This window comes from Neobacillus niacini, assembly GCF_030817595.1.
Lineage (GTDB): Bacteria > Bacillota > Bacilli > Bacillales > Cytobacillaceae > Neobacillus > Neobacillus niacini_G.
In genome coordinates, this window is record NZ_JAUSZN010000001.1 from 6,221,785 (window position 1) to 6,244,145 (window position 22,361).

Consider the following 22,361-nt stretch of genomic DNA (forward strand, 5'->3'; position numbering starts at 1 on the left):
ATAAAATTGAGGGGGAACCAAAATGCTTAAATCGATGAAAAAAAGAATGGTGAAGAACAAGAAGAGAGTATCAATGGCTTTGGTTTTAGGATTAACTGCATCGCTCGCTTTGACTGGATGTACCAACAATGAGTCCGCAGGATCAGATAAAGCAGAAAAGGTAGCCTTTAATGAAACAGGTTTACCGATTGTTGATAAACAAGTTACGTTAAACATTGTTTCACCAAAGGCAGCCTTAGCACCTGATTATTCAGAAATGGTCATATTTGACCGACTTCAAGAAGCAACGAACGTTAAGATTAAATGGAATAATATCCCTGGAGATGGATATCAAGAAAAGAAAAATTTAATGCTGGCAAGTGGCGACCTGCCAGATGCGTTCTATGCGTCAGGATTTAGTGATCATGACCTCATACAGTATGGTCAGAATGGTACTATTATACCACTAGAAGATTTAATCGACAAATATGCACCTAATTTAAAGAAACTATTTGAGCAAAGACCGGATTTGAAAAAAGTTGTAACCGCACCAGATGGCCATATTTATTCCTTACCACGTGCGGAAGAAATGGATTTAGTTGGAATGCCTAATATTATGTTTATTAATAAAGTTTGGTTAGATAAACTTGGTCTTGCAATGCCAACAACATTGGAAGAATACCATGATGTGTTAAAAGCATTTAAAGAAAAGGATCCGAACGGTAACGGAAAGCAAGACGAAATTGGATTAACTTTCTGGTATAACGGCTGGTGTGGTAATGAGGGAGATCTAATTGGTTTATTTGGCTTGCCAGATTCACCTTTTGAAGCGGATCACCGCGTCGTGAGAGATGGAAAAGTTATTTATGCAGCTGTACAGCCAGAATTTAAAGAAGCAATCAACTATTACAATGGCTGGGTGAAGGAAGGTCTCATTGACCCCGAGGTTGTAACACAAAAAACGGAACAATTATTTGCCAAAGGGAAGACTGAAGATCCAACATTAGGCTCTTTCATCTGGTGGGAAAATACCGAAGTAGTCGGAACGGATCGAGTGAAAGATTACGTTGTTTTACCTCCATTAAAAGGGAAAGATGGCAAGATTGTCATTGGCCGTTCCAATTATTCTGAGTATGGCAGAGATGCATTTGTAGTTACGTCAGCGAACAAAAACCCTGAGCTAACTATGCGTTGGGTGGATGAATTGTATGAACCGAAAATGTCTGCCCAAGTTAACTGGGGTCCAATCGGTGAAATTTATGAGGAAGATGGAAATGGTATGTTAGTAAATAAAGAACTTCCTGCCGGCGTTGCAATGGGTGAATTGCGTCAGAAGGTTGCTCCAGGTGGGCCATTTGTAGTCTTGAAAGAGCACTTTGGCAGTGTGGTAGACATGGAGCCAAGGGCAAAAGAGAGATTAGCAATTCTTGATGAGTATTACAAACCACATATGGTTCAAGAAAACTATCCATCTATTTTCTTTAGCCCGGAAGAGCTTGAAATTATTAACACGATTGAGCCAGAGATCAAAACATTTGTGAAACAAAAAGAAGCTCAATGGTTGATAGAGGGTGGAATTGAGAAAGAATGGGATGACTATGTTGAGCAATTAAACGATATGGGACTTGAAAAGTTAATGGACGTTTACCAAAAAGGCTTAGATCGTTATAACAAACAATAATTCTAATAAAGCCAGACACCCTTCCCGTCTGGCTTTTCTTTCAAAAAGCAGAAAAAGGATGATTGATATGTATGATGTAACGGCTTTAGGAGAATTATTAATTGATTTCACACCTTCAGGTCATTCTGAACAAGGAAATAGCCTATTTGAAACAAACCCTGGCACGAGCACCAGCCAATGTATTGGTTGCACTTTCTAGATTAAATATGAAAACGGCGTTTATCGGGAAGGTGGGTAACGACCAATTTGGCCACATGTTGAAGAGTGTTCTACAGGGCCAAAACATTGATACTAGCCATCTCTTATTCTCTGAAAAGGTTAATACAACACTAGCATTTGTTCATTTAGACGAGCAAGGGGACCGGTCATTTAGTTTTTACCGAAATCCTGGGGCTGATATTATGCTCGAGAAAAATGAAATCAGTGAGGAAAAGATAAAGCAATCCCGGATTTTTCATTTCGGATCGTTATCATTAACAAATGAGCCATCAGCAACAGCTACTTATACTGCGTTGGAATTTGCAAAAAAACATAAGGTATTGATTTCATATGACCCTAATTTGCGTACCCCTTTATGGCGATCGATTGATGAGGCTAAGCAGCAGATAAAAAAAGGATTTGAGTATGCAGATCTCGTGAAACTATCTGAAGAAGAGCTAGAATTTTTAACTGGCCAACATGATGTGACAAAAGGGACACATATTTTACAAGAAAAGTATGGTACATCTGTCATCTTTGTTACCTTAGGACCGAATGGCTGTTTTTATAGAAATAAAAATGTCTACGGCCGCAAAAATGGATTCCAAGTAAATGTAGTCGATACAACGGGAGCAGGGGATGCCTTCGTTGGCGGTGCATTATATAAGATTCTTACTTTGAAAAAACCCGTAAATCTATTAGAGCATACGGATTTTGAAGATATTGTTACGTTTGCGAATGCAATGGGAGCACTTACTACAGAGGGGAAAGGTGGAATACCAAGTTTCCCATCAATGGAACGACTCGTTGACTTTTTGAAAAAGAATAATAGTTAATTTCTTCGGAATGACTATTAATGAGAGGAAGACCGAAATAATATGAATAACGTCATAGAAAAACAAAATTATATAGAAAAATACCGTCCACAATTTCATTTTTCACCAGAGAGTAATTGGATGAATGACCCGAATGGGATGGTGTACTATAACGGGGAATATCATTTATTTTATCAATATCATCCCAATGGAACTACATGGGGGCCAATGCATTGGGGCCATGCTGTAAGTAAAGATCTCGTTCACTGGGAACACCTTCCGATTGGCTTGGCACCAGATGAACATGGAATGATATTTTCAGGTAGTGCCGTCGTGGATTGGAAAGACTCTAGTGGCTTCTTTGATGGTAAATCAGGACTAGTGGCAATCTTTACTCATGCAGATACTTACCCTGATTCTAATCGACCAAGACAACGTCAGAGTCTTGCTTATAGTAAAGATAATGGACGTACTTGGGTGAAATATGAAGGAAACCCTGTTCTAACAGAAGAAAGTATAACCGATTTTCGTGATCCAAAAGTATTCTGGCACTATGAAACCAATAAATGGATAATGGTGTTAGCTGCAGGCCAAGCCATAAGAATTTATACTTCAAAAAACTTAACGTCATGGGATTTTGCCAGTGAGTTTGGTGAAGGTCATGGCTCCCATCAGGGTGTATGGGAGTGTCCTGACCTATTTCAATTACCTGTTGATGGTAATTCAGGTCAGAAAAAGTGGGTACTATTTGTTAGTATAGGTGATAATCCAAGCTTACAGGAAGGCTCTAGAACGCAATATTTTATTGGTAATTTTGATGGTAATACCTTTGTAAATGATAACTCACCGGAAACGATACTATGGATTGACCATGGTCGTGATAATTATGCAGGAGTTAGCTGGTCTGATGTTCCAGCCGAAGACGGGAGAAGGATCTATATTGGCTGGATGAGTAACTGGCGCTATGCAAATGTAACTCCTACAAAAGAATGGAGAAGTGCAATGACGATTCCAAGAGTTATTGCACTTAAGACAACGGATGAAGGAATTCGTCTAATACAAACTCCAATTCGTGAAATTCAGGGTCTTCGTAATGAAAATACTTCATTCCGAAACGAAGTCGTAGTACCTGGGTTAAATCTATTATCAAATGTAGAGAATAATACATTCGAGATCATTGCAGAATTTGAAATTGGATCTGCAACCGAATTTGGGTTTAAGGTTTGTAAGCAAAACAACGAAGAAACGATTATTGGGTATGATGTCGAAAGAAAAAAATTCTTTGTGGATCGAACAAAATCGGGAGAGGCTGCTTTCCATGAATCATTCGCAGGAAAACATGAGAGTACTCAGGGATCACAAAATACAAGGATAAAATTTCATGTTTTTGTTGATCGGTCTTCAATAGAATTGTTTGGAAACGACGGGGAGTCCGTAATGACTGACTTGATCTTTCCAAAAGAAGAAAATAAACAAATGGAACTATTTGTGAAAAATGGTGAAGTTAAGTTACATTCGTTAGAGTTATATATTTTAAAATCAATTTGGCGGTAATTAAGAGAAATGGTAATTGGGGGATACTAGAATGAAAATTTTTAATAGCAGATTATTTCAAACATTGAATACAGTTGTAGACTTATTTCTATTAAATTTCTTATGGTTCATTACTTCGCTTCCCTTAATTACCTTTTTCCCAGCTACTGCAGCATTGTTTGGTGTTGTTCGAAAACGAATTATTCAAAACGAGACGGACGGTATGTTTAAAAATTTCTTTGCAATGTTCAAGGAAAATTTTAAACAAAGCTCAATCCTTTCGGTCCTTTGGACTGTGATCGGCATTTTCTTGTTATTTGATTATCGTCTCATTCAGCCAGAATCCTCGATTTTTCATCTTGTTCTTTATATCATCTTAGTTATTGGCATTTTGTTGTTCTGTTCGATAACCATTTATCTTTTTCCGATTATGGTCCATTTCGAACTAAACTGGAATTGGGTTATTCGGAATGCCTTTTTCTTCTCACTTATGAATCCAGTCTTAACGATTCTCTTATTGGTCATTGTTGGGGTATGTTTCACGCTAATCTATCTTTATCCAATTACGATATTATTCCTCGGTAGTTTCACAGCTTATGCGGTTTATTACCTGTGCCAAATATGGTTTAATCAGGTCCTTGATTTGAAGAAATCTAACCGCAATTTGCGATAATCAACACAGCAGGAAAGAGCAAAACGTTATAAAAATTTCCCTGAAAAAGGTGATGGCATGTATCAAATCATAAAGGGGAATAAACTTCTCCATGTGCTTATTATTGTTACATTGATGATTCAATCGTTTATACCGTATATTACAACAGTTCACGCTGCTACACTTGCGGTGGAAAATGACGAAAACTATCGCCCAGGATATCATTTTTCACCAATAAAAAACTGGATGAATGATCCAAATGGGATGGTATATCATAACGGAGAATATCATTTATTTTATCAGCATAATCCCACTGATAAAGTTTGGGGACCGATGTATTGGGGGCATGCAATTAGTAAGGATTTAGTAAACTGGGAGCATTACCCGATTGCGATTTATCCAGATGAAAATGGTTTTGCCTGGTCAGGTAGTGCTGTAGTGGATTATCAAAATACATCTGGTTTGGGGACAAAAGAAAATCCACCAATGGTAGCACTTTATACAAGTGAACTTGGCGGTGATAACCAACATGTAAGCGCTACATATAGTGTGGACAATGGCAGAACTTGGACAGCACTTCCTCAAAATCCAGTTCTAACAATGCCTAATGATCTTAAGGCAAGCAGTGGGGGATCAGGTGTTTTCCGTGATCCAAAGGTTTTTTGGCACGAGCAAAGCAACCAATGGATCTTTGTCATAACGAGTGGGAAACGAATTGATTTCTATTCATCTAGTAATCTATTAGATTGGAAAAAAGTAAGTGAATTTTCCGATCCAAAAGCGGCGGAACAAGGTCTTTGGGAATGTCCGGATTTATTCGAGCTGCCAGTATATGACGCTAACGGAAACCAAACCGGCTCGAAATGGGTTTTAACGGTAAGTATCAATCCCACACCAAATGGTGGAACCGGTATGCACTATTATGTTGGAGATTTCAATGGAACTACATTCACTCCTGGTGAAACCACGGAAGAATTAAAGTGGGCAGACTTCGGAGCTGATTTTTACGCGGCTGTAACATGGAGCAATACCGTTAACCAACCAGAAGATGGTCGCCGCATATGGCTTGGTTGGATGAATAATCCTGCTCAATATGCTGGACAAATTCCAACTTCAACCTGGCGTGGTTCTGCCACCATTCCCCGCGCGTTATCGTTAGTCCAGAAAGAGGAAGGGATCTCTTTAAAACAACAGCCAATCGAAGAATTAACGAGTTTACGAGATACAGCGAATGAAGTAAAGATTGAGAATAAAAAATTCACTTCTGAAAATCTATTAAAAGATATAAACGCTGAAATGTTTGAGATTGAGGCGGAATTTAATCTTAATGAAACAACAGCAAAAGAATTAGGATTTCATGTGCGTAAAAGCGACAATGAAGCTACGACGATTTCCTATAATATCCCAGAAGGCAAATTGGCTGTAGACCGAAGACAGTCAGGTAAGACAGATTTTCATCCAGGCTTCCCTTCTATCCAGCAGACGAACTTGTCCGTAAAAGATGGGATCTTGAATATGAAACTTCTCGTTGACCGCTCATCTGTCGAGGTATTTGCTGAAGAGGGGACAACCGTATTTACCAATCAAATCTTCCCAAGCGAATCCAGTAAAAATATAGAGTTATATGCAAAAGACGGAGAAGTAACGATAAATTCGCTCTCCTATTATCCGTTGAAAGAAGCAAATTTTACTAGGTATGTAGAAGATGTAGATGTCGGTAACCTATCCAATACAATCGAAAATCCTGATTTCGAAACGGGTGATTTATCCGGATGGACCGTTACAGGATCCGCGTTTAGAGCACCAGTCTCTAATATTACTGAATTTTGGGGTGGTCCGTTTGAGCACCATGGTACTTATCATGCGTGGGGGTTCCGAGGAGCGACTAGCGATGACAAGTCTGATTTACGAACAGGAATGATGAAGTCATCTCCTTTTGTCCTTGGGGGGAATGGGGTCATTGACTTCTTAGTCGGCGGAGGACAGGATCTTAATACATTGTATGTTTCCCTTGTTCATGCAGCCACCGGCGAGGAACTAATGAAGGCAACGGGGGCAAATACCGAAAAATATCGCAGAATAACTTGGGATGCCTCAGAGTATATTGGTGAAGCTCTTTATATCAAAGTTGTCGACTATCACTCAGGAGGATTTGGCCATATTAATGTCGATGATTTTCATGTCTACAATGTAGATGAGAGAGTTCCAGACGACCTAATAAACCCAGGATTTGAAACTGGAGATCTAACAGGATGGTCAGCGGAAGGAAATGCATTTGATGGAACTGTTACTGATCAATCAACCTATTGGGACACTCAAATTCCGTTTGGACATAAAGGAAATTATCATTTATGGGGCTTTCATGGTGACATCCCAGAACAAGCTGATAGAAGAACGGGAAGCCTAACATCCAACACCTTTACTTTATCGGGCAATGGAGAAATCTCGTTCCTTTTAGGAGGAGGAGATGAAATGGATGGAGGAACAAAATACGACTTGTATGTTGCGCTTGTCCGTGCTTCGGATGGTAAGGAGTTATTGAAGGCGACAGGACCGGAATCTGAGGCTTACAATCGTGTTACTTGGAATGCGGCAGACTATTTAGGGGAACAGGTCTTTATTAAAGTAGTTGACCAACATCCTGGAGGATTTGGCCATTTAAACCTCGATGATTTTCAAGTGAAAAGCCGTGGAATGCTAAGCCATTTGAAATTTGACGAAAATGAAGGGAATACCGCTCTTGATACAGTCAAAAATGAGAAATTAAAGGTTGAATATGTCTTTAATGATGCCCAATATAAGCCTTCTACCGATCCTCTTTGGAGGAAAGGGGTGGTCAATAATGCGCTTTTATTTGATGGGTATTCTACCTATATGAAGCAGGCTGTAAAAAAATCTGCCCAGCCTAGTGAGGCCATTACAATCGAAGCTTGGGTAGCACCGCGTTCCTATGAATGGGGAGATTTAGGTCAGCTTTCTGCTATCGTTAATCAGCATAACAAGGCACGCGGGGAAGGCTTTATTTTAGGAATGGGCCGACATGGTAAATGGTCCTTTCAAGCAGGTCTAAACGGAGAATGGAAAGAAGTGTGGGCAAAAGAAGATAAAGTGCTTGAAAAAGATCAATGGTCTTATATTGTTGCCACTTTTGATCAAGACACGAAAAAGATGAAGTTGTTTTTAAATGGTGAACTAGCAGGAGAAGTGGATACACCGCGAAATGCAACGATCATCGCTTCTGATAACGATCTTTTAATAGGAAAACACAATACAGCTGCCGTAATAAGCGCGTTCACGGCTAATATGTTTAGCGGCATGATCGATGAATTAAAAATTTATAATAAAGCATTATCTGATGAAGAAATTAAAACGAATTATTCTCAAGTAATTGACAGCTTTGAAAATAGTCAATTGCCTAGTCCAGATTTATCGTTTGATCGAAGTGTGTATGATGGAGATCGTTATCGACCACAGTATCATTTTCTTTCACCAGGTCATTGGATGAATGAGCCACATGCTCCATTTTATTTCAATGGAAAATATCATATTTTTTATCAGCATAATCCACAGGGGCCATATTGGCACCAAATCCATTGGGGTCACGCCGTAAGTGATGACATGGTTCATTGGGAAGACGCACCTGTTGCTTTAGCACCTTCAGGAGTTTCACCAGACGGTGTATGGTCAGGTTCGGCAACTTTTGATAAAAATGGCGACCCAGCATTATTTTTTACCGCAGGAGATGATAGCAAGACTCCTAATCAAATGACAGGCTTAGCTAAGCCTGTTGATGTGACAGATCCAATGCTCAAGAAATGGGAAATGCTAGAAAAACCTGTCACTGTCCAACAGCCTGATTTACCAGCTGAGGAAGGGAAAGTCATGTATGGTCAATTCCGTGATCCGTTCGTTTGGCAGGACGGAGATACTTGGTATCAAATAGTGGGTTCTGGTATTGAGAATGTTGGTGGGTCAGCATTACTTTACAAATCAAAGGATTTGGAAAATTGGGAGTATGTTGGTCCGTTCTTTACTGGAGATTCCAAGGCTTATCCGAAAACAGGCGATGTATGGGAATTGCCGGTCTTCCTCCCGATTGGCAAAGATGGTAATGGTGAACAGAAGTATGCCTTCTTTATTAATCCTTGGTTCAAAAGTTATAGTGAACATAACGTAAAATATGTATTCCATTGGGTTGGTTCATGGGACAAAGTAAACAATAAATTTATCCCGGATCATGAGGAGCCTAAGTTATTTGATTATGGTGAACACTTTACAGGACCGAGCGGGATGATTGATGAACAAGGACGTTCTATTCTTTTTAGCATTGCTCAAGACAGAAGAACGGATGCACAGCATTATGATGCTGGGTGGGCCCATAACGCTGGTATACCGTTAGAATTGTCTTTATTAGATAATGGTGAGCTTGGAGTTGAACCGATTAAGGAACTAGAGACACTTCGTGGTGAGCAACTTATTAATATTAGAAATTCAACGATTTCAAAAGCGAATAAGCGTTTAGCGAAAATCAAAGGTGATATGTTAGAAATCACACTTGAGATTAAAGCGAATTCGGATGAAAAGTATGGGATTAAAGTACGTCAATCGTCCGATTCATCAGAAGAAGTAAACTTATATTTTGATGAATCATCCGAACAATTTGGTGTAGATTCTTCTAAAATGAGTTTAGATCCTGACATCGCTAAAACAAGCAGCGCCGGAACCCTTTCTTTAGATAGGGAAAATATAAAGCTTCATATCTTCCTAGACAGATCCATGATTGAAGCCTATGCTAATGGCGAAAAAAGCATCACCACTAGGGCATATCCAACGAGAGCGGACGCTTTAGGAATCGAGCTGTGGAGTCAAAATGGAACAGCTAAAATTGTATCGATGAAAGTAAATGAGATGGGCTCAGCTTATAGTGACAACGTCGTCCCAGCGTATTATGGGGATGAATCCGAACATGAAGAAATTCCACATGGTGAATTAACAAATCATGATTTTCAAACTGGTGATTTGTCAGGCTGGACCATTGTGGAAGGAAATACGTTCACTGATGCCCATGTTACAAATAAAATCGATTGGGGCTGGGGTGGTCCATTCGGGCAGGCAACAACATCGGTAGACCCAAATAGGTACCATCTATGGGGCTTTAACCCTGATCATGGTGGAGATTCTGCTACAGGTGTATTGAAATCTGAAAACTTTACTCTTGGGGGGGATGGTCAAATTGATTTCTTAACCTCCGGAGGGGCAGATGAGCAGCTTCTCTATGTTGCTCTTGTAGATGCAGAAACAAATGAAATTCTAATGAAAGCCACTGGTCATAATGGTGAAGCCTATCGACGTGTCTTTTGGGATGCATCAGAATATCTAGGTAAAAATCTATATATTCAAGTAGTCGATAAGCATTCAGGTGGATGGGGCCACATTAATTTAGATGATGTAAATGTTCCAGTTCAAATCAAAGAAAAACCATAAGTAGAACCCTTGCAAAACATAAGCAGTATTAACCTATTATTTTATAAAGCCTTCAAATTATAACTAATAATATTTGGAGGTTTTTTTTTTCAAGCTGTCGACAAATTCTAATAAAAGGCTAATATTGCTTTAGTTATTCCTCGCCTGCCGTAATAGTGATTTTGCCCTTTATAAGAAAAGAATTGTGAAAAATTTCACTTAAACTAACAGGGCGATGCTTCAAAAACGAAGGATAGATTTAAAGTTTTATGGTCTGAATGCCTGATTTCCCTTTGAGAAACATATGTCTTTTATTTCCGTTTTTAGAAGATGATATAAGGAGCCTGGGGCTCTTGATAAAGTTCTAAATATATATAACCTTTTCTAAAAAAGTTAGAATTTTATAAAAATGTATTTGAAATTACAATTAAAGTGTAAAGAAGATTTATAAAAACGAAAGAGGGGGCAATAAGAAATTTAAATTTAAGCATATTTACTCCAAAATGTAACCGTTAACAAATTTTTAAAAAGAATAAGATAATTAAGGAGGATTGTTGCGGTGAAGAAAAAAGGGATCCTATCAATTGTTTCATTATTATTAGTATCATCTCTCTTTTTATCGGGTTGTTCGGGAGAAAAAACAGGAAGTTCCGAAGCAAAAGGTGATAACAAAACGATTACAGTTCTTGTTGAAGGGGGTAGCCCGGCCTTTAAGGTAGCAAAAGAAACCGCTGCGGAATTTAAAGAGGAAACAGGCTATACAGTTAAAATTGAATCTGTTCCCTATACCGGAGTCTATGACAAACTTAAGGCTGAGGTCGCTTCACAGGCAGGAGCATTCGATGTTGCAACCATTGATATACTTTGGTTTCCTGCTCTAGCTGGCGGACTTTTACCGTTAGAAGATCTCATGACAGATGACCTTAAAAATGATTTATTCCCTGGATTAGTAGAAGGCGGAAGTTATCAGAATAAGGTTTATGGAATGCCGGTATGGACGAACGCCAAAAATTTAATCTACCGTAAAGATCTTTTCGAAGATGAAAAGAACAAAGCTGATTTCCAAGCGAAGTATGGATATGAGCTACATCCGCCAACAACATGGGATGAATATAGTGATGTTGCCAAGTTTTTTACTAAAGATACCAATAATGATGGAAAAGTGGATATGTACGGAACAACGGTCTTTGGTGCGAACAATGGAGATGCGGTAGCCAGCTGGCTTGATCATGCAGCCCAAGCAGGTGCAAAACCATTGGTAGTTGGTGATAAAGGCAAAGTTCTTGTGAATACGAAACCGTATGTTGATTCTTTACAATTCTTAGTTGATCTTTTGAAAAAGGATCAATCGGTTCCATCAGGTGCACTTGAAATGGCATCTGCAGAAACTTCTGAACTATTTTGGAATGGAAAATCTGCGATGATGCTTGCATGGGGTCACTTTTATGTCCCTTCAAATGACTCTAAACAATCAAAGGTAGCAGGAAAAGTTGGAAGTGCTCCAATGATTGGCGGCGGAGCAGGAATAGGTGCTGTCCCTGGCCCATGGTATCAGGTTATTCCTAGTTCTTCCAAAAAACAGGAGATCGCCAAGGAGTACCTCAACTTTATTTATGAAAAGAATGAACTATTTATGAAATCATTGGGCGTAGCAGCGAGAAAATCTATATTTGAAAGTTATAGCACGCAGCAGGGCTATGAACATTTGAAACCGCTTATGATGACATTAAGCGGACCACAAACACAAAATCGACCTGCTATTAAGGAATGGCAAGAAATTGAAAGTGAAGCACTCATTCCAGCCGTGCAATATGCACTTTCCGGTGAAAAAACACCTCAAGAGGCACTTGATTGGGCAGCAGATGTTATTAAAGATTTATTACCGCCACAGTAAAATAATATGTTTAAATAGAACCTTTTTATTGGACTATTTTTTCAATGAAAAGGTTCTGAAAAATAATATTTTGATAGAAAGGAGCGGTTTTCTTGAGACTGAAAAATGGGGCATTATCGACGATCTTTTTCTTTCCTGCAGGGATCTTTATGTTGGTTTTTCTGGTCTATCCAATTTTTCTTTTAATTAGAGACAGTTTTTATAAGATTGATATCATTAATCCTTCATTACGAGAATTTGTCGGTTTTGCAAACTATACAAACTCGTTGACTTCCGAACGTTTTTTAAAAGCCCTTTGGAACACAGTGGTATATATAGGAGTAGCGGTGGGTTTCGAGTTTATCTTAGGGCTTATCCTTGCTTTGCTTCTCAGCAATGCTTTTAAAGGAAGCCAATTTATTCGGACTCTATTGTTAAGCCCGCTTATGCTGGCACCTTTAGTTACAGGGATAATTTGGAAATTTATGCTTAATGATCAATTCGGCATTGTCAACTGGGGGCTTTATAAACTTGGAATACTTTCTGACCCGCATCAAATACTCTGGTTATCAGACTCACGTTTTGCACTCTATTCTACGATTATTGCAGACATCTGGTTAACAACGCCTTTCATTATGCTCGTTCTATTAGCAGGTATTAAAGGAATTCCTATTAGTTTATATGAATCTGCTGATATGGATGGGGCCAATAAATGGCATAAGTTCCGTTACATTACTTTTCCTTCTCTTATCCCAGTCGCAACCGTAGCCTTATTAATTCGTATGATTGATGCTGCAAGAACATTTGATATTGTGTGGGTGCTAACGCAAGGTGGACCAGGTTTTTCTTCCGAGCTGCTAAGTACCTATATGTATAAGACATTGACCCGTTATGGAGAAGTGGGGCAGTCAAGTGCCATGGCAGTCATTTTTATCATCATTTTATTAGTCCTAAGTTCTTTCTTCATTACAAAAATGTGGTCACCGAGGAGAAGACATTCATAAGGAGAGGTGAAATAGATCATGGCCCACGCGCCAATAAAAGAAACGATTGTTGAAAAACCAGTGTGGCTTACTAGTTTTTATTTTAGACATAAAATATGGACGCTGATTGTATTGGTGGTCACCTGTTTACTGGCTTTATTATTCCTAGGTCCGTATCTCTATCTACTATTAACATCATTGAAACCATCTGCCGAGGCAGTGACTGCACCACCGACTTTATGGCCCTCGAAATTTTCAATAGAAAATTATAGGAAAATGTTCGAATACTTGCCTATAGGAAAGTATTTCTTTAATAGCTTAATTACGGCCGGTGCCAGCACCATTTTAAGCGTATTCTTTGGTGCGATGGCTGCTTATGGAATTTCTAGGTTTTCTTCTATAACAGGAAGTTACTTTTTGTTATTTACGTTAGTGATCAGAATGGTACCAATGATTAGTATTGCGATTCCGATGTATATGATTGTAAAAAGTATGGGCTTGATTGATACCCATTTTGCCTTAATCTTGGTGTATACCAGCTTAAATGTCCCATTTGCCATTTGGTTAATGATAGGTTTTTTTGACTCGGTTCCAAAGGAATTTGATGAAGCGGCAAGGGTGGATGGATGCAGCTGGATCGGGGCCTTTATCAGAATTATTCTTCCGGTGTCACTTCCTGGACTGGCAACGACTGCTATCTTTACTTTTATGTTAGCTTGGAATGATTTTTTGTTCTCGTTACTCATGACCAGTACGAATGCCAAAACGGCGACAGTAGGAATTTCAGAATTTTTAACTGCTTATAATCTTGATTTAGGGCCAATGACAGCTGCGGCCATCTCATTTAGTTTGCCTGTTATGATATTTTCCTTTTTCGTACAGCGTTATATTGTAAGTGGCATGACCTTAGGAGCAGTAAAAGAATAACGACTTGATCTTGTGTGTGTCCATGGGGACGGTTCTCATGGTCACTCTAACCAAAGCTTAGATCCACCAGAACCGTCCACATGGCTCCCAGGAAAAGTGAACAGACACACTAAATTGATAGGAGAATTTATTTATGGCTAGTAAAAATTATTACGACGTAACAGAGTGGCCTATCGGTAATCCGTATAAGGATATTGGTGAGGTAATCAATAGCATTATAGCAGATATTAAAAGTAGGCAAACGGACACTGATGTGAATAAAGGCGGAAAGCCGGGTGCGGTTATCTATATTCCACCGGGAGATTATCATCTTGGCAGTCAAGTAGTTATAGACATCAGTTATCTTAAAATTATGGGTTCTGGACACGGGTTTACATCTTCGAGTATACGTTTTAATACTTCTGAGAATGAATGGGCGGATTTGCATGAATTGTGGCCGGGAGGAAGTCGCATACTCGTAGATATTCCCCTAGAAGTAAATGACGAGGAATATAAAGGAGCTGCATTTTATGTTGAACGAAGTGGAAATCCCCGAATAAGTTCGGTAGAGTTTTCTGACTTTTGTATTGATGGTTTGCATTTCATTGAAGATGGTTCAGGAGAAACAAATCCGGAAAACACATACACTAACGGGAAAACGGGTATTTATGTTGCAAGTGCTTGTGACTCATTTCGGATTACAGGCATGGGGTTTGTGTATTTAGAACATGGAATTACTATTTATCATGCAGATGCACTGACTATACATGATAATTTCATAGCTGAATGTGGTAACTGTATAGAACTACGAGGTTGGGGACAGGCTTCAAAAATAACCGATAACTTGATAGGAGCCGGCTTTAAAGGATATTCAATTTACGCTCAAAATTTTGGTGGACTTTTGATTACAGCGAATAATGTTTTTCCACGAGGTGCGAGCAGTATCTATTTTAATGGTGTGACACGTTCTAGTATCACAAATAATAGACTTCATTCATTTTATCCAGGAATGGTGGTATTCAGGGAAAATTGTTCGGAAAACTTGGTTTCTTCAAATCACTTTTTACGTGACCATGAACCTTGGACTCCTTTTCTGGGAATAGACAATGGTTTAGATGATTTGTATGGTCTCCTCTATATCAGTGGCAATAATAATTCTGTAATTGCTAATCACTTTTCTGAAGTAATTAATACTCAGAACATCAAGCCGGTAGGTGTAACACCTGTAATCATACGTATTGTTTCGGGTAATGGAAATTATATTTCTAATAATCATGTTGTTGCCAAGGAGGTTCATGCCAAGATAAGTGATTCTTGTTTCTCTGCGCAAGTAGAAGCTTTGTTGACTACCGAAGCATCAGAGCCGCTTACCGTAACAACAGTATTGGTAGAAAAAGAATCGCTTCAAAATACGATTCTTGATTCGGGAAGTGATGCACAGGTTGTTATGGACAAGACTGTAAATGCATTCAGAGCCACTCCAACGCCAGGAGCATAAATAATATATTCAACTATGTTTTTGTGGCAGTTTTTGTTCCAAAGTATCAATTGCAAGTCGGATCTATCGATCGTGAAGCGGTTAAAGCTCCAAACCATCGGATAAAATTTCATGTATTTGTCGATCGTTCTTCGATTGAGGTATTTGCAAATAATGGGGAAATGACCATGACCAGTCTGATCTTTCCTGACTCATTAGGTAAGGGTTTTGAATTGTTTTCGAATGGCGGGACCGTAAAACTACTCTCTTTGGATGTCTATCAATTAAAGTCTAGATGGTCATCTTGAATTAGCTCATCCGCAATCATATTAAAAAGTGGATTGGCTTGATCGATGGACAGTGAACCAATCAAGTATTCTATCACCAGAGTAAGTATGACCATGCACAAAATTTATAAACTGGAGAAACATAATGGCTAAACTAATGAGACTCATCGAATCTCCAATTAAGCGGAAGATTATCTTATTAGCACTGTTTTCAACACTAATCCCTTTACTTGTTATTGGTCCTTTAACGTTCATTTATTTTAGTAAAGTAATAGAAAATAAAGTGTCTACCACGATTGATAACTTTTTAACGATTGTCGATTGGAATATTAATGCTTTTGCAAGCAATGTAGAGAATTTATCGAATGACATCTTTCTTTCAAATGAAATACAGTCGTATTTAACCTATAAAAAAACAGATGCAAAGTTATACAGATTAGAAACGTCATCTCTAGAAAACTTGAATAATATTACAGTGGTAAATAACCCCTATATCAATGCGATTTACGTTGGGAATGAAAATCACGGCTTTTTGAAAGTAAACCGAGGGGAACGGAATTTGAAATATGACATCTATCAAGCGGTAAAAAAGTCCAATATCCATCCTCGTTTACTCCATAGTCAGTGGCAGGGTGAATGGCTAAATGGCAGTAATTTAGAACTTGTGAAAGATAGTAATCAATCTTTACTTTATGGAAGAAATATTCGAGATCTTGGAACGAAGGAACAAAATGGGATTGTCCTGATCGATCTCGATCGATCTTACTTTGAAAATATGTTTAAAAATAGTAATCCACCAGGCGATATTTTAATATTGGATGATGATAAAATTCTGTTTTCAAGCAGCAATCGTTTCTCTTCCTCTCAGGTAGCCGAAATCATTCAAGGTCGTGAGAAAAGCGGAACAAGTAAAAAAGTGATCAATGGAACACGATATTTCTTTAATGTTCATACAAACAAGAAAACAAATTGGGATGTCGTCAGTATGATCCCCTATGAAAATATTGTTCGCGAGGTTAACCAACTTCGATTGGTAACGATTTCACTATTAGTCATTGCATTAATCATCTCCTTAATTTTTGCTTTATTTATAACGAGGAGAATCACAAACCAATTAAGCTTGCTGCGCATGGTTACAGAAAAAATGGAAAAACGAGAGAAAATAGTGGGTATTAATTTTAATAATGAGGATGAACTTGGAGAGATTGGGAGACAGATTGTTCACCTTTATAATTGGAATAATGATTTAACAAAAAGGTTATATAAATCACAGATCAAGGAAAAGGAAGCAGAGCTTTTAGCATTGCAAAGCCACATTAATCCGCATTTTTTATATAATACGTTGAACACTATTTTTTGGATGGCAGAGAAAGTAAAAGAGAAACAAATAGCAAAAATTGCGGTTAACTTGTCAAAAATCTTTAAACTTACCTTAAATGATGGAAATCATATTACCTCTGTAAAGAATGAAATAGAACAAGTTAAAAGTTATCTGGATATCCAAAATATTCGTTTTGACCATAAAATCAACTACTCATTTACGATTGAACCTGAAATCATGGAAGAAAGTATTATTAAATTGCTGTTACAGCCAATTGTAGAAAACGCTGTTTACCATGGGTTGGAACATCAGGAAAGCGGTACTATTATGATTGAAGGCACAAAGGTCGAGAAAGGTTTTCTTTTCATTATTCGTGATACAGGAAAGGGATTTGACATGAATGTAGTAGATATTAACAAAAATGGTTATGCTTTAAAAAATATTAATGAACGATTGAAGATTTATTATGGAAAAGAATATGGATTAAAGATTGAAAGTGAAATAGGAAAGGGAACTACTGTCTATCTTAAGGTTGGCCTAAAGAATGACGAAATCATCCATGACACTTTTTAAGGAGTTTTCTATTATGTATAAACTTTTAATTGTTGATGATGAAAAAATTGTAATTGAAGGCTTAAAATCAGCAGTTAACTGGCAGGAGCATCAGATTGAAATTGTAGGATCTGCTTCAGATGGAGAAGAAGCACTTAAAGAAATCATGAATAAAAAGCCTGACATTGTGTTAGTAGATATAAGAATGCCTAAATTAAATGGATTGGATTTAATTCAAGAAACAAAGGCTCTTAATCTTGATACTGTTTTTATCATTATAAGCGGTTATTCAAAGTTTGATTACGCCAAAAGGGCGATTCAACTCGAGGCAATCGACTATCTAGTTAAACCTATTGAAGTAGAAGAAATTGTTCATTCTATTAAAAATGCCATTTTAAAACTAGAAAAAATAAAAAATGAAAAACAAGCAACTGAACGGATTAATGAATATCAAATGGCTTTAGAAGAAAAGCGTGTCCTTGATTACATTTTAGGCCAAAGAATTGTTGTGCCGGAAAAGGACCAAAAGCTACAAAGTTTTTCTTTTTTAAACATCGGATTGAAGGGGTTTGACTGGGATGATTCAAATGCCACTGAAAAAGTTCAAGCTTCCTTAGAGTATTTAAAAAGCCTATTGGAAAACAGGAAAATACAGAACTTTGTCTATACGATTGATAGTGAAATCGTCATCATGATTTCGAACGCTGGTTCAGAGCTCGGGAATGACTTGGTTCAGGATATTGTGTCATTGCTCTATCATGATATGAACATAAGACCGATGGTTGGAGTAAGTAATATCTATGTAACTATTTCGGACATAAAGAAAGCCTATAGTGAAGCAAAAGAAGCGTTGAAAAATGGTATTTTTTCAAACCAGTTAATAACCTATTATAAAGAATTAGAAACGTTCAATCATTCCTTTGGTAATCGTATTATTGAAAAAATTGATACATTTTTTAATGGAAAAGGCCCAGACCTTCTTAGCAACATGAATCATTTCATGGACAAAGTTTTTCTCGATTGCCAAAAGAGTGGCCTCCCCCCAGAAAAAACAAAATACGTCTGTTTTAAAATCTTTAATCATTACTTGGAATATATCGAAAGTGAATATGAAATAAATAAAAGTGGCGGCGAACGATATTTAGTTTACCAAGAATTAAATCAACTGCAGTCTTTGGAAGAAATCAGAGTTTGGATAGAACAATTTATTGGGCAATCCACTGCTAATTTAAATGAAAATCACGTGTCATATAATGAAAAATTAATCATCGATTTAAAAAGTTTCATTAATGCTAATTATAAAGAACCAATTGTTTTAGATGACTTAGGCAAGCTATTCCATAAGAACCCTGCCTACCTTTGCAGCTTGTTTTCTAAGGCGGTCGGTAACACCATCTTTGAATATATTACAAAAGTCAGATTAAATAATGCCAAAAAACTGTTAAGAACCACAAATTTAAAGGTATCCGAGATTTGCAAACAGGTAGGCTACGAAAATCAAAAATACTTTAATCAAGTATTCAAGAAAAATATCGGAACAACCCCAGGTCTCTATCGTTCACAGCACATACTTAAGTAAGTGTTGGACGAGTGTTATTTGTTGGGTAGCCCATAGTTTGGGGGCATTTTTTGAATATCTCGTTTATGAATAATATTTATAATGTTTTTGACCATTAATAAATTGCTGAAATTTTTGTTAGTGAACAAGGATATGTGAGAGGGGAGCCAACTGGTTCTCCTTTTTGCTATACTAAAGATACCGTTGATTATAGGAGAAGTGTCACGGATGAAGGAAATGTATCCGAAAAAGGGTAGAGTCATTCTACATGTTGATATGAATAGCTTTTACGCCTCCGTGGAGATGGCTTATGAACCAGAATTGAAGGGGAAGCCCGTAGCAATTGCCGGAAACGTGGAGGAACGCAGGGGGATTATTATTACCTGCAGTTATGAAGCTAGAAAGTTTGGAGTCAAGACTACGATGCCGCTGTGGGAAGCGAAAAAGCTTTGTCCTCAGTTAATCATTAGGAAACCAAATTTTGATCGTTACCGGACGGCATCTATAGCCATGTTTGAGATTCTCAGGAATTATACAGAACTTGTGGAACCTGTATCGATTGATGAAGGGTATATGGATATTACAGATTCCTTTGAACTTGGCAGTCCAATCGAAATTGCTCAAAGTATTCAAAAAAGGGTTCTTGAACAGCTTGATTTGCCGTGCAGTATTGGAATAGCTCCCAATAAGTTTTTGGCAAAAACAGCTTCTGATATGAAAAAACCAATGGGAATTACGATACTTAGAAAACGTGACATCCCTTCCGTTTTGTGGCCTTTAAACACGAGTGAAATGCATGGTGTTGGTAAGAAGACTGCTGAAAAGTTAACGACGATTGGCATTCATACTATTGGAGAGTTAGCAGCTGGCAATGAGATACAGCTTAAATCATTGCTCGGCATTAATGGTATTCGCATAAAGGAAAAGGGCAAATGGAGTCGATAATCGACCCGTCGATCCCCAGGCGGTGTCTGATTTTAAAAGTATTGGAAATTCAACAACGCTGCCAAAGGATACAACCAATCAACAAGAATTGTACCAGGTATTGGAATCATTGGCAGAAACGGTTTCAGTAAGGTTAAAACGAAAAAATGTTCTTGCTGCAACGCTGGGCATTACCATCCGTTTTAAGGATAGAAAAACGATTACCCGCAGTAAAAAACTTTCCAATCCTATACAGCAAAAAGAAGATATCGCTTCAATGGCGAAGCAGATTTTTATCAAGGAGTGGAATGGGAACCCTATCCGTTTGTTAGGCATAACAGGCTATGATTTAGTGGAACATGATCTTGCCTTTAAACAGCTGGATTTGTTTTCATTTGAAAAAGATGCAAAAAAAGAGCCGTTACTTAAAACCCTTTCGACATTACGAGATAAATATGGGAAGAATATTATTGAAAATGCCGGAACGCGAAAATTAGACAAGGCTCATAATGTAGGAACGGGAACAAGTTTTAATAAAGATTTTCTTCGTACTTTTCCGCAAAAAAAGAAGGAAGATGATTAAAAAGCTCCGTCTTTGTTTTATAAACAAAGAGACGGAGCTTTTTTGTATTATTTACAGATATCTACATCTAGAGCATTTACTGGCCACCAGAAAAATCCGTCTTTTTCTAACAGTTCATCAGCAGCTTTCGGTCCCATTGATCCAGACTCATAATTTGGATAGTCTTCGGCTTTCGTTTTTTCCCATACTTCAGAAATATTATCGACAAAGGCCCAAGAATAAGCTACTTCATCCCAATGAGTAAAGTTAGTTGCATCACCGCGCATGCAATCATATAGGAGTTTTTCATACCCTTCAGGAGTGTTCATAGCATGAATTCCTGTATTCGCAAAACTTAGTTTGACCTCTTGAGCATTGAGATGTCCACCCGCTTTTTTAGCGTTAAGATGAAGTGTAATTCCTTCCTCTGGCTGAATATGAATGACAAGCAGATTTGGATTCAACAGTTTCTCAGGCTGGTAATAAAGGTTCATCGGAATGTCTTTAAATTGAACAACAATTTTCGTTGATTTTGTTGTCATTCTCTTTCCAGTTCGAATGTAAAAAGGTACACCAGCCCAGCGGAAATTATCAATCATAATTTTCCCGGCCACAAAAGTCTCTGTATTTGACTCGTTATCTACCATTGGTTCTGCGCGATATTCAGGAACCTGCTTATCCTCAACCAAACCCGCACCATACTGTCCTCGGACAAAATATTTATTTATTTTGTCCCCTTTAATCATTCTTAATGAACGAAACACTCTTACCTTTTCAGAACGAATCTCATCTGTTGTCAATTTAATCGGAGGCTCCATTGCCAGTAGTGCCACCATTTGCATCATATGATTTTGTACCATATCTCTTAGGGCTCCACTTGTTTCATAATAACGTCCCCGTTCTTCAACACCAAGTGTCTCACTAGAAGTAATTTGAATATTCGAGATATAACGGTTGTTCCATAATGGTTCAAAGATCGCATTCGCAAAACGAATCACTTCGATATTCCGAACCATTTCTTTCCCTAAGTAGTGATCGATTCTATATACTTCGCTTTCTGAAAAAGCCTTACGAATTTGATTGTTTAACACTTTTGCTGATTCTAAATCATGTCCGAATGGCTTTTCAATTACAAGTCGTTTGTATCCTGTTACATCTGTCAATCCATCAGATTTTAAATGGAGGGCAATTGGTCCGAAAAATTCAGGAGCCATGGCAAGATAGAAAATACGATTTCCTTCTAATTCATATTTATCATCAATTTGTTGTGCTAGATTTTTTAGGTTTTGGTATGAGCTGGAATCTGCAACATCATGTGACTGATAATAGAAATGAGAGATAAACTCATCGATTTTTTCCTTTTTGCCGAGAGCAGTTATTACCGAGTCTTTTACAGAATTCTGAAACTCTTCCGTCGTTAAGGGTCTCCTTGCTACGCCTATAACTGCAAATTTGTCTAACTTACCTTTCTGAAACAACCTGTAAAGGGATGGAAAGAGCTTCCGAACGGCTAAATCTCCCGTTGCACCAAATATCATAATTAATGAAGTCATATTCTTAGATTGTTCCACTATAAATACCTCTCTTTATATGTATT

At 37.9% G+C, this 22,361-nt stretch carries 13 protein-coding genes and 1 pseudogene; 13 read left to right on the forward strand and 1 reads right to left on the reverse strand.

Annotated features, from left to right (window positions below; translation table 11 throughout):
- Positions 1–22 precede the first annotated feature (22 nt).
- The 13 genes and pseudogenes from QFZ31_RS29670 to QFZ31_RS29730 all read left to right on the forward strand — a co-directional run bounded on the left by QFZ31_RS29670 (position 23) and on the right by QFZ31_RS29730 (position 20,785).
- Entirely contained in the window at positions 23–1,660 is a 1,638-nt protein-coding gene (locus QFZ31_RS29670) for an ABC transporter substrate-binding protein (protein ID WP_307310185.1), read from the forward strand.
- A gap of 101 nt (positions 1,661–1,761) precedes the next feature.
- Entirely contained in the window at positions 1,762–2,694 is a 933-nt protein-coding gene (locus tag QFZ31_RS29675; RefSeq protein WP_307310187.1) for a PfkB family carbohydrate kinase, read from the forward strand.
- Between the two features lie 42 nt (positions 2,695–2,736).
- Entirely contained in the window at positions 2,737–4,227 is a 1,491-nt protein-coding gene (locus QFZ31_RS29680) for a glycoside hydrolase family 32 protein (RefSeq protein WP_307310191.1), read from the forward strand.
- Positions 4,228–4,258: 31 nt separating this feature from the next.
- Complete coding sequence (locus QFZ31_RS29685; protein WP_307310193.1) at positions 4,259–4,879, forward strand: YesL family protein; 621 nt, start codon at positions 4,259–4,261, stop codon at positions 4,877–4,879.
- Between the two features lie 57 nt (positions 4,880–4,936).
- Complete coding sequence (locus QFZ31_RS29690) at positions 4,937–10,342, forward strand: GH32 C-terminal domain-containing protein (protein WP_307310196.1); 5,406 nt, start codon at positions 4,937–4,939, stop codon at positions 10,340–10,342.
- Positions 10,343–10,880: 538 nt separating this feature from the next.
- Positions 10,881–12,215, forward strand: a complete 1,335-nt coding sequence (locus QFZ31_RS29695; protein ID WP_307310199.1) for an ABC transporter substrate-binding protein — start codon at positions 10,881–10,883, stop codon at positions 12,213–12,215.
- 92 nt (positions 12,216–12,307) lie between these two features.
- Positions 12,308–13,198, forward strand: a complete 891-nt coding sequence (locus tag QFZ31_RS29700; protein WP_307310202.1) for a carbohydrate ABC transporter permease — start codon at positions 12,308–12,310, stop codon at positions 13,196–13,198.
- 18 nt (positions 13,199–13,216) lie between these two features.
- Positions 13,217–14,104 (forward strand): carbohydrate ABC transporter permease, encoded by an 888-nt coding sequence (locus tag QFZ31_RS29705; protein WP_307310203.1) that lies wholly within the window; start codon positions 13,217–13,219, stop codon positions 14,102–14,104.
- 133 nt (positions 14,105–14,237) lie between these two features.
- On the forward strand, positions 14,238–15,581 hold the full coding sequence (locus QFZ31_RS29710) for a NosD domain-containing protein (RefSeq protein WP_307310205.1): 1,344 nt from the start codon (positions 14,238–14,240) through the stop codon (positions 15,579–15,581).
- Positions 15,582–15,604: 23 nt separating this feature from the next.
- Positions 15,605–15,868: a GH32 C-terminal domain-containing protein gene (locus QFZ31_RS29715; protein ID WP_307310207.1), complete on the forward strand. Its 264-nt coding sequence runs from the start codon at positions 15,605–15,607 to the stop codon at positions 15,866–15,868.
- A 124-nt stretch (positions 15,869–15,992) separates the two neighbouring features.
- Positions 15,993–17,741: a sensor histidine kinase gene (locus tag QFZ31_RS29720; RefSeq protein WP_307310209.1), complete on the forward strand. Its 1,749-nt coding sequence runs from the start codon at positions 15,993–15,995 to the stop codon at positions 17,739–17,741.
- Between the two features lie 13 nt (positions 17,742–17,754).
- Positions 17,755–19,299: a response regulator gene (locus QFZ31_RS29725; RefSeq protein ID WP_307310210.1), complete on the forward strand. Its 1,545-nt coding sequence runs from the start codon at positions 17,755–17,757 to the stop codon at positions 19,297–19,299.
- 207 nt (positions 19,300–19,506) lie between these two features.
- A pseudogene (locus QFZ31_RS29730) lies at positions 19,507–20,785 on the forward strand (DNA polymerase IV).
- A gap of 47 nt (positions 20,786–20,832) precedes the next feature.
- On the opposite strand, the gene zwf reads toward QFZ31_RS29730, so the two are convergent.
- On the reverse strand, positions 20,833–22,302 hold the full coding sequence (gene zwf, locus QFZ31_RS29735) for a glucose-6-phosphate dehydrogenase (RefSeq protein ID WP_307311852.1): 1,470 nt from the start codon (positions 22,300–22,302) through the stop codon (positions 20,833–20,835).
- Positions 22,303–22,361: the final 59 nt, after the last annotated feature.